The 13,458-nt window shown below is 66.6% G+C and carries 12 protein-coding genes; 5 read left to right on the top strand and 7 right to left on the bottom strand.

The features are described 5' to 3' along the window. Positions 1–130: 130 nt before the first annotated feature. Entirely contained in the window at positions 131–1,198 is a 1,068-nt protein-coding gene (sphR, locus tag FFS27_RS17400) for an AraC family transcriptional regulator SphR (RefSeq protein ID WP_021263175.1), read from the top strand. Between the two features lie 44 nt (positions 1,199–1,242). Here sphR and argB read toward each other — a convergent pair whose 3' ends face one another. The 4 genes from argB to coaBC are packed head-to-tail and all read right to left on the bottom strand — an operon-like array spanning position 1,243 to position 6,479. Further along, positions 1,243–2,148, bottom strand: a complete 906-nt coding sequence (argB, locus tag FFS27_RS17395) for an acetylglutamate kinase (RefSeq protein WP_003096572.1) — start codon at positions 2,146–2,148, stop codon at positions 1,243–1,245. Positions 2,149–2,164: 16 nt separating this feature from the next. Beyond that, complete coding sequence (locus FFS27_RS17390; protein WP_023101723.1) at positions 2,165–4,771, bottom strand: phosphomannomutase/phosphoglucomutase; 2,607 nt, start codon at positions 4,769–4,771, stop codon at positions 2,165–2,167. Between the two features lie 36 nt (positions 4,772–4,807). Next, positions 4,808–5,263, bottom strand: coding sequence for a dUTP diphosphatase (gene dut / locus FFS27_RS17385; RefSeq protein WP_003096567.1), 456 nt, complete (start codon positions 5,261–5,263; stop codon positions 4,808–4,810). A gap of 7 nt (positions 5,264–5,270) precedes the next feature. Beyond that, on the bottom strand, positions 5,271–6,479 hold the full coding sequence (gene coaBC / locus FFS27_RS17380; RefSeq protein WP_003098292.1) for a bifunctional phosphopantothenoylcysteine decarboxylase/phosphopantothenate--cysteine ligase CoaBC: 1,209 nt from the start codon (positions 6,477–6,479) through the stop codon (positions 5,271–5,273). A gap of 139 nt (positions 6,480–6,618) precedes the next feature. Here coaBC and radC point away from each other — a divergent pair, with 139 nt between their 5' ends. After that, the gene (gene radC / locus FFS27_RS17375) at positions 6,619–7,293 is read left to right on the top strand and encodes a RadC family protein (RefSeq protein WP_003096559.1); all 675 of its coding nucleotides are present in this window, start codon (positions 6,619–6,621) and stop codon (positions 7,291–7,293) included. A gap of 262 nt (positions 7,294–7,555) precedes the next feature. Here radC and FFS27_RS17365 read toward each other — a convergent pair whose 3' ends face one another. Beyond that, a complete protein-coding gene (locus FFS27_RS17365) occupies positions 7,556–9,136 on the bottom strand; it encodes an ABC transporter substrate-binding protein (RefSeq protein ID WP_003096557.1) in 1,581 nt (526 codons plus the stop codon). A 355-nt stretch (positions 9,137–9,491) separates the two neighbouring features. On the opposite strand from FFS27_RS17365, the gene rpmB reads away from it, so the two are divergent. After that, positions 9,492–9,728 carry a 50S ribosomal protein L28 gene (gene rpmB, locus FFS27_RS17360; RefSeq protein ID WP_003096556.1) on the top strand — a complete coding sequence of 79 codons (237 nt, stop codon included), beginning with the start codon at positions 9,492–9,494 and terminating at the stop codon, positions 9,726–9,728. Between the two features lie 11 nt (positions 9,729–9,739). Continuing rightward, positions 9,740–9,895 (top strand): 50S ribosomal protein L33, encoded by a 156-nt coding sequence (gene rpmG, locus FFS27_RS17355; protein WP_003096555.1) that lies wholly within the window; start codon positions 9,740–9,742, stop codon positions 9,893–9,895. A 136-nt stretch (positions 9,896–10,031) separates the two neighbouring features. Here the strand turns inward: rpmG and FFS27_RS17350 are convergent, their stop codons facing one another. Then, positions 10,032–10,394, bottom strand: coding sequence for a cupin domain-containing protein (locus FFS27_RS17350; RefSeq protein ID WP_003096551.1), 363 nt, complete (start codon positions 10,392–10,394; stop codon positions 10,032–10,034). A 65-nt stretch (positions 10,395–10,459) separates the two neighbouring features. Then, a complete protein-coding gene (locus tag FFS27_RS17345) occupies positions 10,460–11,794 on the bottom strand; it encodes an aspartate aminotransferase family protein (RefSeq protein ID WP_003096546.1) in 1,335 nt (444 codons plus the stop codon). A gap of 229 nt (positions 11,795–12,023) precedes the next feature. On the opposite strand from FFS27_RS17345, the gene FFS27_RS17340 reads away from it, so the two are divergent. Then, on the top strand, positions 12,024–13,458 hold a 1,435-nt coding region (locus tag FFS27_RS17340), incomplete at its 3' end, for an aldehyde dehydrogenase (RefSeq protein WP_137952113.1).

The following is a 13,458-nucleotide window of genomic DNA, read 5'->3' as shown; positions in this document are numbered from 1 at the left end:
GGGGGATTTGCGGACACCGTGCAATGCTTTGTTACATCTGTGCGGAACGCTATATGATGGGACGCTCATCCCATGTCGCGATCCACCGCCAGAACAAGAACGAAGCCGAGACCGGCTCAGGATTTCGCCCATGCACAACAATGCCGCCGATGCGCGCTACGAACTCGCCCAGGTATCCACCTTCCTGCTGCAGACGCTGGCCGAGGTGGTCGAAGGCCATGGCGTCGATCCCGCGCGGCTGTGCCGGGGCCTGGGCTTCACCGTCGAAGACCTGCAGGACCCTACCCAGCGCATCTCCTACCGCCAGGCCGTGAGCATGATCCAGCGTGCCCTCCAGGCCCTGCCGGAGCGGGGGCTGGGGCTGTGGGTCGGACACCAGAACGTGCTCGGCACCCTTGGCCTGCTGGGCCATGTGCTGTCGCTGTGCCGTACCCTGCGCGACGCGTTCGACATCGGCGTGCGCTACCAGCACAGCTCGGGCGGGATCGTCACCTCCAGCGTCTACCAGCAGGGCGAAACCTTCTTCGTCGAGGTCGAATGCCACCTGCCCAGCAGTGAGGTGCAGGTGTTTGCCATCGAGGAGTTCTTCGCCAGCCTGCTGGTGTATGGGCGTGCCCTGGTCAGTCCGGCGTTCGAACCGCTGGGCATCGAACTCATCCATGCCGCTCCGCCCTACGCGGGCGAGTACCTGCGCCTGCTGGGCCCCCAGGTACGCTTCGGCTGCCTGCACAACCGCATGGCGATCGCCAGCCACTGGCTGGACATGCGCCTGCCCAACCACAACCTGCCGGCGTTACGCCAGGCGCTGGCCCTGCTGGAGCAGGAAAGCACCCAGGTGCACCGGAAACTCGACCTGGTCCAGGCGGTGGAACGGGCCATCGCCCGCGACCTCAGCCTGGGCAGCCAGATCGAAAGGATTTCCGCCGAACTGAACATGAGCAGCCGCACCCTGCGGCGCCGGCTGGCCGAGCACGGGCTGACCTTCGAGGCGTTGCTGGAGCAGGTGCGGCGAGGGCGGGCGATGAGCCTGCTGGGCAACCCCGGGATGTCCATCGAACGTATCACCGAGGAAGTGGGATACCGTGATATCCGCAGTTTCAGGCGCGCGTTCAAGCGTTGGACGGGAGTGAGCCCGGCGACCTTCCGCAGCGAGGGTGCCCCGCTGGAGCAGGCCTTCGCGCTGGCCGCGCGACGCTAAGGGAGAACCGCCATGGCGCGCCGGAGCGCGCCATGGCCGGGCGATCAGTGACGCTTGCGGTTGCTGATCAGGGTGCCGACGCCGCTGTCGGTGAAGATTTCCAGCAGCACGGCGTTCGGCACCCGGCCATCGATGATGTGCGCGCTGGTCACGCCGCCCTGTACCGCTTCCAGGGCGCAACGGATCTTCGGCAGCATGCCGCCGTAGATGGTGCCGTCGGCGATCAGCTCGTTGACCTGTTCGGTGGACAGCCCGGTCAGCACCTGGCCCTGCTTGTCCATCAGGCCGGCGATGTTGGTCAGCAGCATCAGTTTCTCGGCCTTCAGCGCTTCCGCCACCTTGCCGGCCACCAGGTCGGCGTTGATGTTGTAGGACTCGCCGTTGCTGCCCACGCCGATCGGCGCGATCACCGGAATGAAGTCGCCCTTGACCAGCATGTTCAGCAGCCCGACGTTGACCCCGGTGACTTCGCCCACATGGCCGATGTCGATGATCTCCGGCTTGGTCATCTCCGGGGTCTGGCGGGTCACGGTGAGCTTCTTCGCACGGATCAGCTCGGCGTCCTTGCCGGTCAGGCCGATGGCGCTGCCGCCGTGGCGGTTGATCAGGTTGACGATGTCCTTGTTCACCTGGCCGCCGAGGACCATCTCCACCACGTCCATGGTCGCCGCATCGGTGACGCGCATGCCGTCGATGAAGTGGCTCTCGATCGACAGGCGCTTGAGCAGGTCGCCGATCTGCGGGCCGCCGCCATGCACCACCACCGGGTTGATGCCGACCGCTTTCATCAGCACCACGTCGCGGGCGAAGCCGGCCTTCAGCTCCTCGCTCTCCATGGCGTTGCCGCCGTACTTGATCACCAGCGTCTTGCCGACGAAGCGGCGGATGTAGGGCAGGGCCTCGGAAAGGACCTTGGCAACCTGGGCGGCGTCATCGCGACTCAGGGTCATGGGGAGCTCCGACATGTCAGAAGGGCACGGGCAGCGAGGAATCCACTGCCTTCAGTTGGTTACGGAAGACGGTCTTGATGCGCTCCAGCTCTTCCTCGGTGTCCGCTTCGAAGCGCAGGACCAGCACGGGAGTGGTGTTGGAGGCGCGTACCAGGCCCCAGCCTTTGGGGTAGTCGACCCGCACGCCGTCGAGGGTGGTGATGTTGCCTTCGCCCCATTGGGCGTCGCGTTGCAGCGCCTCGATGATGGCGAACTTGCTGTCCTCGGTGACGGTGATGTTGATTTCCGGGGTGGAAATGTCGCTCGGGAAGGCCGAGAACACGTGCTCGCTGTCACGCTGGTCCTGGCTGAGGATTTCCAGCAGGCGGGCGGCGCTGTAGATGCCATCGTCGAAGCCGAACCAGCGCTCCTTGAAGAACACGTGGCCGCTCATCTCGCCGGCCAGCAGGGCGCCGGTTTCCTTCATCTTCCTCTTGATCAGCGAGTGGCCGGTCTTCCACATCACCGGACGGCCGCCGTAGCCGCTGATCAGGGCGATCAGGCGGCGGGTGCACTTGACGTCGAAGATGATGTCGGCCCCCGGGTTGCGCGAGACCACGTCCTTGGCGAACAGCATCAGCAGGCGGTCCGGATAGATGATGGTACCGGTATTGGTGACCACGCCGACGCGGTCGCCGTCGCCGTCGAAGGCCAGGCCCAGGTCGGCGTTCTCGGCCTTGACCTTGGCGATCAGGTCCTTCAGGTTCTCCGGCTTGCCCGGGTCCGGATGGTGGTTCGGGAAGTTGCCGTCGACCTCGCAGTACAGCGGGATCACGCTGCAGCCCAGGGCCTCGATCAGCTGCGGGGCGATCACCCCGGCCACGCCGTTGCCGCAGTCGACCACCACCTTCATCGGCTTGGCCATGGCGATGTCGTCGCGGATCTGCTTGAAGTAGCGCGGCAGGATGTCGACCTGCTCTACGCTGCCGACGCCGGATGCCAGGTCGTTTTTCTCGATGCGCTCGCGCAGGGCCTGGATCTGCTCGTTGGCCAGGGTTTCGCCGGCGACCACGATCTTGAAGCCGTTGTAGTCCGGCGGGTTGTGGCTGCCGGTCAGCATCACCCCGGACTTGCCCTCGAGCACGTTGGCCGCGTAGTACAGCACCGGGGTAGGCACCATGCCCACGTCGCTGACCTGGCAACCGCAGTCCACCAGGCCCTGGATCAGCTGCTTGACCAGTTCGGGACCGGACAGGCGGCCATCGCGGCCGACAGCGACGCACGGTTCGCCGCGGGCGAGGCTTTCCGAGCCGATGGCGCGACCGATCCAGTAGGCGGTCTCGGCGGTGAGGGTATCGCCTACCACGCCGCGGATGTCGTAGGCGCGGAAGATGCTGGCGGGCAGCGTCGGTGCTTTTGCAGTGCTCATGATGGGGGTTTGCTCCAATCCCAGGAGGTCCTGGTCTTCATCGAGAATGTCGATATCCAGAATGTCGGTGTTCTGGAACAACGGATCTGCCAATGCCGGCTCCTCGCGAGGAGGCGCTTTCGCCACCGCCACCGGCGCCACCGGCGCTGCCTTGGCAGGGCTGGGCGCGCTGGTCGGCTCCGGCTTGCGCCGCGGCTGGCGGGCCAATGCCTGGATCAGCGGGGCGAAGCCCGGCAGGCTAGGCACAGGGGGTTTGGCAGTGCGTTGCCCGCCGAGTTCCTGAAGATACTGACCGAGGGTCAGGACATCCTGGTGCAGGCGGCGCAACAGCGACGAACGGGTGAGGTAGGCGCCGAGGATGCCGCCGAGCAGGGCCAGCAGCGCCGCGAGTGCCAGCAGCAGCGGCGAGGCCTGGGTCGAGGCGACGCTGCCGGGCGTGTAGTTCAGTTTCCAGTTCGGATTGCCGCTGTCCAGCGCTTGCGCACCCTTGCCCGGCGCCGGCGTACCGCGTTGCAGCAGCACCTGGGCCGGTGCGCCGGAGAACTGCTGGACCAGTTGCACCTGGCCGGCATCGCCCGGCAAGGGCGGCAGGGCGCGCAGTAGCCGTTGCAGGTCGACCGCCAGCAGCAGCGTGCCTTGCAGGCTCTGGTCGGCGCTGCGCACCGGCGCGGCGCTGTACAGCAGCCAGCGCTGGCCGACCTTGTAGGCTTCGGCGGCGACGTTCTGGCCACTTTCCACCCGGTGCAGGATATCCAGGGCGGCGAAGCTGACCGGGCCGGGGCTGTCGTTGTCCTGGGCGGCCTGGCCGGGCGCGTTCAGGTGGGCATCGACCACGCCGTCCCAGGCCAGCAGGCTGCGCTGGGCGGCCTCGATGCGGGCGGCGTCGCCACTTTGCAGGGCTTCGAGGGCGAGGGGGCTGGCCGCGGCGGCGCGGGTGTCGGCGGCGAGTTGCTGCAAGGCCTGGCGCAAGGCGCCGGCCTGGCCTTCGGCCCAGGCCGCGTCCAACTGGCGCTGCTGCGCTTCGCCGGCGCCGCCGAAGACGCCGAACCAGAGCAGGGCGCCGGCGGCCGCCACACCCAGCAGGCTGGCGCCTATGCCGGGCAGCAGGTCCTTGCCGTCAGCGCGTTCGGACGCTGCCTTGAGCGGCTTCTTTTCCGGTTCGAGCAGGTCGCCCAACTCGTTCCCATCCTTGGCGGTGCGCTGGAAAAGCTTCATGCCGCGTCTCCTCGGCGTCTCGTCCTGTGTTCGGGGTCAGTGGCTGCCGGAATGGCCGAAGCCGCCGGCGCCGCGCTGGCTTTCGTCGAACTGCTCGACCAGCTCGAAATGCGCCTGCACCACCGGCACCAGTACCAACTGCGCGATGCGCTCGCCGACGGCGATGGTGAACGGCGACTCGCCGCGGTTCCAGCAGGACACCATCAGCTCGCCCTGGTAGTCCGAGTCGATCAGGCCGACCAGGTTGCCCAGCACGATGCCGTGCTTGTGGCCCAGGCCGGAGCGCGGCAGGACCAGGGCGGCGAGGCCGGGATCGGCGATGTAGATGGACAGGCCGGTGGGAATCAGCAGGGTCTGGCCCGGGCCGAGGACGGTGTCTTCCTTGAGCATGGCGCGCAGGTCGAGGCCGGCCGAGCCCGGCGTGGCGTACTGCGGGAGCGGGAAGTCGGAGCCCAGGCGGGGGTCGAGGATCTTGGCTTGGAGAGAGTGCATCAGTAACTCATTGCTGGTTGAGGCGGTCGGCGATGAAGGCGATCAGCTGGCGAGCGATCTTGCCCTTGCTGGTCTGGGCGAAGGTGCTCGGATGCAGGTCGCGGTCGATCACCGTGATCGCGTTCTCGTCGCTGTTGAAGCCGATCGAGGGGTTGGCCACGTCGTTGGCGACGATCAGGTCGAGGTTCTTGTCCTTCAGCTTGCGTGCAGCATAGTCCAGCAGGTTTTCGGTTTCTGCGGCGAAGCCCACGCTGAAGGGACGATCCTCGCGCTGTGCGAGGGTGGCGAGAATGTCGGGATTGCGCACCAGCTGCAAGAGCAAGCCCTCGCCGCTGGTAGGGTCTTTCTTCAGTTTGTGCGCGGCGACCACTTCCGGGCGGTAGTCGGCGACCGCCGCGGAGGCGATCAGCAGGTCGCAGGGCATCGCCGCCTCGCAGGCGGCCAGCATGTCGCGGGCGCTGACCACGTCGACGCGCTGCACCCGGTCGGGCGTCGGCAGGTGCACCGGGCCGGTGACCAGGGTCACCCGTGCGCCGGCTTCCACCGCCGCCTCGGCGAGGGCGAAGCCCATCTTTCCGGAGCTGTGGTTGGTGATGTAGCGCACCGGGTCGATGTTTTCCTGGGTCGGGCCGGCGGTAATCAGCACATGCACGCCGGTCAGCGCCTGGCGCTGGAAGCAGTCGGCGGCGCGCTGCGCCAGTTCCTCGGCTTCGAGCATGCGCCCGAGGCCGACGTCGCCGCAGGCCTGGCTGCCCGCTGCCGGACCGAACAGGTGGAAGCCGCGCTGGCGCAGCAGCTCGGCGTTGGCCTGGGTCGCGGTGTCGCGCCACATGGCCTGGTTCATCGCCGGTGCCAGGGCGATTTGCGCGTCGGTGGCCAGCACCAGGGTGGTCAGCAGGTCGTTGGCCACGCCCTGGACCAGGCGCGCCATGAGGTCGGCGGTGGCCGGTGCGATCAGCACCAGATCGGCCCAGCGGGCCAGTTCGATGTGGCCCATCGCGGCTTCCGCCGCCGGGTCCAGCAGATCGGTGTGCACCGGATGACCGGACAACGCCTGGAGGGTCAGGGGCGTGATGAACTCGCGGCCGCCCTGGGTCATCACCACTCGGACTTCAGCGCCCTGGTCGCGCAGGCGGCGGACCAGTTCGGCGCTCTTGTAGGCGGCAATGCCGCCGCCCACGCCGAGGACGATGCGTTTCCGATAGAGCCGCTGCATAGGCTTGCCTTAATAAGGAAATGGATGACATGCGCTTCGGCAAACGCGCCTCCCCAGGTCGTCTGCCGCGCAAAAAGGATGGGCTAAGATAGCACAGCGTCCGCACGGGAACAGCGGGCGGGCTCGATGGGGAAAGCGAATGAGCATCCGCGATTGGCCCGAAGCCGAACGGCCTCGGGAGAAGCTTCTGGAGCAGGGCGCGGCGGCCCTTTCCGATGCCGAGCTGTTGGCGATCTTCCTGCGCACGGGAGTGACCGGTTGCAGTGCGGTCGAGCTGTCGCGGCGGCTGTTGAGCGAGTTCGGCGGGCTGCGTGCCCTGCTCGAGGCGGACCTCGCCTCGTTCTGCGGCCATCTCGGGCTCGGCGTGGCCAAGTATGCGCAATTGCAGGCCGTGCTGGAGATGGGCCGGCGCCACCTGGCCGAGCGCCTGCGTCGCGATTCGATACTGGAGAGCCCGCAGGCGGTGCGCGACTATCTCAAGGCGCGCCTGCGCCACGAGCAGCACGAGGTGTTCGCCTGCCTGTTCCTCGACACGAGGCACCGGGTCCTGGCGTTCGAGGTGCTGTTCCAGGGCAGCATCGACGGCGCCAGCGTCTACCCGCGCCAGGTGGTCAAGCGCACCCTGGCGCACAACGCGGCGGCGCTGATCCTGACCCATAACCACCCTTCCGGCGACGCCCGTCCGAGTCTCGCCGACCGCCAGCTCACCGCGCGCCTCAAGGAAGCCCTGGCGCTCATCGATGTGCGGGTGCTCGACCACTTCATCATCGGCGACGGCGAGCCTCTGTCGCTGGCCGAATACGGTTGGCTGTGAGCGTTCGGCGAAGGGCCCAGCCCAGGCGCCGCTCGTTGCCCGCCAGCAGGCGCCGGCGGGTCAGCCCGCTGACCGGGCGGATCGCCAACCAGTAGGGGGTGAAGCGCAGGCGGCTGGCGCGATCGGGGCAGAACACCCGGGTTTCCGTGTGCAGCAGGGTAGCGCCGGCGCGTCGATCAGCCGCTGATGGCGCTCGCTGAACTGCCAATGCGGCAGGTAGAGGCGGTCGAGATCCATCGCTGGGTTCTCCCGGGCGTGGCCTTCAGCGTTTCACGGCGACCCGCGAGAAATCTTGGCGACCGAACGGATTGACCTGGTAGCCCTGCACCTCCTGGCGGGTCAGGGCGAAGGCGGTCGGGTGGGCCAGGGGCAGCCAGAGCGCCTGTTCGTGGATCAGTTTCTGCGCCTGGTGGTACAGGCCGGTGCGTTGTTCCTGGCTGCTGGCGGCCTTGCCGTCGGCAATCAGCTTGTCCAGGCCGGGGTCGCAATAGCGCGCGAAGTTGAGCCCCGACTTGACGCTGGCGCAGCTGAATTGCGGAGTGAGGAAGTTGTCCGGATCGCCGTTGTCGCCGGCCCAACCCATGAACAGCAGGTCGTGTTCGCCGTTCTTGGCGCGACGGATCAACTCGCCCCATTCGATGACGCGGATGTTGGCCTTGATCCCGGCCTCCGCCAGGTCGGCCTGGAGCAGTTGGGCGCCGAGGCTCGGGTTGGGGTTGAGCAGGCTGCCGGACGGGCGGGTCCAGATGTTCAGCTCGGGAAGCTGCTTGCCAGCCAGCAGCTTGCGCGCCTGTTCGGGGTCGTGCGGGTAGGCGGGAATATCCCTGGCATAGCTCCAGGTGTTTGGCGGATAGATGCCGGTGGCGGCACTGGCGCTGCCTTCGAATACCGCCTGCAGGTAGCTGGTGCGGTCGAAGGCCAGGTTGATCGCCTGGCGCACCTTGGGATCGTCCAGCGGCGGATGCTGGGTATTGAGGGCGACGAAGGCGGTCATGAAGGCCGGCGTCTGCTCGACCTTCAGGCTGGCGTCCTTGCGCGCGCTCTCCACGTCCAGCGGCTTCGGCGACAGGGCGATCTGGCATTCGCCGCGGCGCAACTTCTGCAGGCGCACGTTGGCGTCCGGGGTAATGGCGAAGATCAGCGCGTCGACCGCCGGCTTGCCGGCGAAGTACTCGGGGTTGGCGGCGTAGCGCACCACCGCGTCCTTCTGGAAGCGCTTGAACACGAACGGCCCGCTGCCGATCGGCGCGGTGTTGAGCTTTTCCGGGGTTCCGGCCTTCATCAACTGGTCGGCGTACTCCGCCGAATAGATGGAGGCGAAGCCCATGCTCAGCATCGGCAGGAAGGTCGCGTCGGGGTGGTCGAGAACGATCAGCACCTGGTGGTCGCCGCTTTTCTCCACCCGCTTGATCAGCTCCGGCAGTTGCATCGACTGGGCGTGCGGGAAGCCGTTCTGCGCCACCTTGTGCCAGGGATTGGCCGGATCGAGCATGCGCTGGAAGCTGAACACCACGTCGTCGGCGTCGAGCGTACGGCTCGGCTTGAAGTAGGCGGTGCTGTGGAAGTGCACGCCCTGGCGCAGGTCGAAGCGATAGCTCAGGCCGTCGTCGGACACCGACCAGCGCTCGGCCAGCGAGGGCACCACCGTCCCCTTGCCGGCGTCGAACTCGACCAGGCGATTCATCAGCACATCGGCCGAGGCGTTGGTGGTGGTCAGCGAGTTGTACTGGACCACGTCGAAGCCCTCGGGGCTGGCCTCGGTACACACACTCAAGGTGGCAGCGGCGGCGGGCTGGGCGAGCAGCAGAGGGGCGAGGAACAGGGAGAAAGCGGCGAGGCGCATGACGGGCTCCATTCGAACGGTTAACATGCCCATCCGCAGCGGTTGGGCGCAGTCATGCAAGGCCGTTGGCGACCTTGAATCGCTACCCTAGACCATGCGGCGGGCAGCGACAACGAGGCAAGGCGACGAACGGCCACGGTGCGAAGCCCGCAGCGAGGCGGGCCGCGGCTGCGCCATGGGCCTTCGCCCTTGCGGCGCGGGGCGCCTTTCTGATATAAAGCTGCGCTCTTTTCTGGGGCCACGCTCTCCTTCGTCGGGATGCAGCGGGTAAGACCCCGGTGAAACTGAGTATCGAACTTGAGTTAAAGCAGCCAACCCATGCCGGGTTGGGCATGAGGTTATAGAGGGCTGAGGCATGTCTAGAGTCTGTCAAGTAACCGGTAAGGGTCCGGTTACCGGGAATAACATTTCCCACGCACACAACAAAACCCGCCGCCGTTTCCTGCCGAACCTGCAGCACCACCGTTTCTGGGTCGAGTCCGAGAAGCGCTTCGTACGTCTGCGCGTTTCCGCCAAGGGCATGCGTATCATCGACAAGCGTGGCATCGAGGCCGTCCTGGCTGACCTGCGTGCCCGCGGCGAAAAATTCTAAGGAGCTGAATCATGCGTGAATTGATTCGTCTGGTGTCCAGCGCCGGTACCGGCCACTTCTACACCACCGACAAGAACAAGCGTACCAAGCCTGAGAAGATCGAGATCAAGAAGTACGATCCGGTCGTTCGTCAGCACGTGATCTACAAGGAAGCCAAGATCAAGTAATTGATCCGGCACCTTGCGAAAAGCCCGCCATCCGGCGGGCTTTTTCATTTCCGGCGTACGAACTCCCGGGCTGGCGCACAAAAAAGCCCGCCAGGTGGCGGGCAAGGGTAACAAGCATTCGGGATGAAGCCGGGGCTCAGGCCTTGGCTTCGAAGATCACATAGACCTTGCGACAGGCTTCGAGCACTTCCCAGGTGCCCTGGAAGCCGGCGGGGATCACGAAGCGGTCGCCGGCGCGCACGGTCTTGGCGTTGCCGTGCCGGTCGCGCAGCACCGAGACGCCCTGGATGATCTCGCAGTACTCGTGTTCGGTGTAGTTCACCGTCCACTGGCCCACGGCGCCTTCCCAGATACCGGCGTTGAACTGCCCGCAGGGGCTGCCGTAGTGGTTGCGCACGCTCTGTTTCGGGTCGCCCTTGAGGATTTTCTCCGGCGCCGGGCTGTAGTGCTCCGGAGCGCTGTTGGCCTGGGCGAAGTCGACGATCTGTTCGATGTTCATGCTGACTCTCGGTTCTTGTGGTTCTGGCCAGTTGGAGGCAGGGCGGCGCCAGCCGCCCGCCTGGATCAGACGCTGGCGCGGATGGCCTGGGCCAGGCGCTCGACGATCTGGTCGATGTGGGGCTTGTCGATGATCAGCGGCGGCGACATGGCGATGATGTCGCCGGTCACCCGGACCATCAGGTCGTGCTCCCAGAAGCAGCGCTCGAAGACGTCGTAGCCGCGCTTGCCGGGGCCGTCCGCGTGCGGCGCCAGTTGCACGCCGCCGACCAGGCCGACGGCGCGGATGTCGACCACGTTGGGCAGGTCGCGCAGGCTGAACAGCGCGTCCTGCCAGTAGCCTTCCAGTTCGACGGCCCGCTGGAACAGGTCGTCGCGACGGTAGATGTCCAGGGTCGCCAGGGCGGCGGCGCAGGCTACCGGGTGGCCGGAATAGGTATAGCCGTGGAAGAACTCGATGGCGCCCTGCGGGCCTTGCATGAAGGCGGCGTGGATCTTCTCGTCGACGAATACGGCGCCCATCGGGATGCTGCCGTTGGTCAGCCCCTTGGCGCAGGTCAGCAGGTCCGGGACGACGCCCCAGCGCTGCGCGGCGAAGGCTTCGCCGACGCGGCCGAAACCGGTGATCACTTCGTCGAAGATCAGCAGGATGCCATGCTTGCGGGTGATCTCGCGCAGCCGCTGAAGGTAGCCCTTGGGCGGCAGCACCACGCCGGCCGAGCCGGACATCGGCTCGACGATCACCGCGGCGATATTCTCGGCGCCGTGCAGGGTCACCAGGCGTTCCAGCTCCTCGGCCTTTTCCGCGCCATGCTCGGGCAGGCCGACGGTGAAGGCGTTGCGGGCGACGTCCAGGGTGTGCGGCAGGTGGTCGACCCCCGGCAGCAGGTTGGCGGAGAAGGCCTTGCGGTTGTTGACCATGCCGCCTACCGACAGGCCGCCGAAGCCGACCCCGTGGTAGCCCAGTTCGCGGCCGATCAGGCGGGTGCGGGTGCCCTGGCCGATGGCGCGCTGGTAGGCAAGGGCGATCTTCAGCGCGGTGTCCGCCGATTCCGAGCCGGAGTTGGTGAAGAACACTTTGTTCAGGCCCGGCGGGGCGATTTCCGCCAGCCGCGCGGCGAGTTCGAACGGCAGCGGGTGACCCATCTGGAACGGCGGGGCGTAGTCGAGGGTGGCGATCTGCCGGGCCACCGCTTCGCTGATCTCGCGCCGGCCGTGGCCGGCATTGCAGCACCAGAGGCCGGCGGTGCCGTCGAGGATGCGGCGCCCGCCCTGGGCGATATAGTGGATGCCTTCGGCGCTTTCCAGCAGGCGCGGCCGCGCCTTGAACTGGCGGTTGGCGGTGAAGGGCATCCAGAAGTTGTCGAGGCTGCTCGACTGCGGCTCGTTATTCATTGTCATAGGGCCACCCAGGTTGCACGCGAGGGATGAAGACGCTAGTCCGGGCGAGTCTATGTTTAAAATAATGAACGTGACAAGGGAGTTAGAGGGGTTCCTGTCAAATATATTGAAAACAGGCGCTGCTCTGGTTTAGGGTGGCGGACACCACGGGCCGCGCGCCCGCCTTGCAGAATCTGACAGCGCGCCTGTCTCCCAGGCGCCCAGAACACCAATAAGAGGACACGTTGTCATGACCACCCTGACCCGCGCCGACTGGGAAGCCCGCGCCAAAGACCTGAAGATCGAAGGCCGCGCCTTCGTCAACGGCGAATACAGCAACGCCGCCTCCGGCGAGACCTTCGATTGCCTGAGCCCGGTGGATGGCCGCTTCCTGGCCAAGGTCGCCAGTTGCGACCTGGCCGATGCCGAGCAGGCGGTTAAGGTCGCTCGCAATGCCTTCGATTCCGGCGCCTGGTCGCGCCTGGCGCCGGCCAAGCGCAAGCAGACGATGATCCGCTTCGCCGATCTGCTGCTGGAGAACGCCGAGGAGCTGGCCCTGCTGGAAACCCTGGACATGGGCAAGCCGATCAGCGACTCGCTGCACATCGATGTCGCCAGCGCCGCCAACAGCCTGCGCTGGAGCGCCGAGGCGATCGACAAGATCTATGACGAAGTCGCCGCCACTCCCCATGCCGAGCTGGGCCTGGTGACCCGCGAGCCGGTCGGCGTGGTCGCTGCCATCGTGCCGTGGAACTTCCCGCTGCTGATGTCCTGCTGGAAACTCGGTCCGGCCCTGGCCACCGGCAACTCGGTGATCCTCAAGCCCTCCGAGAAGTCGCCGCTGACCGCCATCCGCATCGCCCAGCTGGCCGTCGAGGCCGGCATTCCGAAAGGCGTGTTCAACGTGCTGCCGGGCTACGGCCACACGGTAGGCAAGGCGCTGGCACTGCACATGGATGTCGACACCCTGGTGTTCACCGGTTCGACCAAGATCGCCAAGCAACTGATGGTCTATGCCGGCGAGTCGAACATGAAACGCGTCTGGCTGGAGGCCGGCGGCAAGAGCCCGAACATCGTCTTCGCCGACGCCCCGGACCTGAAGGCCGCCGCCGAAGCCGCTGCCGGCGCCATCGCCTTCAACCAGGGCGAAGTCTGCACCGCCGGTTCGCGCCTGCTGGTGGAGCGCTCCATCAAGGACAAGTTCCTGCCCCTGGTGATCGAGGCCCTCAAGGGCTGGAAGCCGGGTAACCCGCTGGATCCGGAAACCAACGTCGGCGCGCTGGTGGACACCCAGCAGATGAACACCGTGCTGTCCTACATCGAGGCCGGTCACAACGACGGTGCCAAGCTGGTTGCCGGCGGCAAGCGGACCCTGGAAGAAACCGGCGGCACCTACGTCGAGCCGACCATCTTCGACGGCGTGACCAATGCAATGAAGATCGCCCGTGAGGAAATCTTCGGCCCGGTGCTCTCGGTGATCGAGTTCGAGGATGCCGAGGAGGCCGTGCGCATCGCCAACGACACGCCCTATGGGCTGGCGGCGGCGGTCTGGACCAGCAACCTGTCCAAGGCGCACCTGACTGCCAAGGCCCTGCGCGCCGGCAGCGTCTGGGTCAACCAGTACGACGGTGGCGACATGACCGCTCCGTTCGGCGGCTTCAAGCAGTCGGGCAACGGTCGCGACA

It is taken from the genome of Pseudomonas sp. 2VD (genome assembly GCF_005503585.1).
In the GTDB taxonomy this organism is placed as follows: domain Bacteria; phylum Pseudomonadota; class Gammaproteobacteria; order Pseudomonadales; family Pseudomonadaceae; genus Pseudomonas; species Pseudomonas aeruginosa.
The sequence above is the reverse complement of the archived record's forward strand: the minus strand, read 5'-3'. Positions and strand labels throughout refer to the sequence as shown.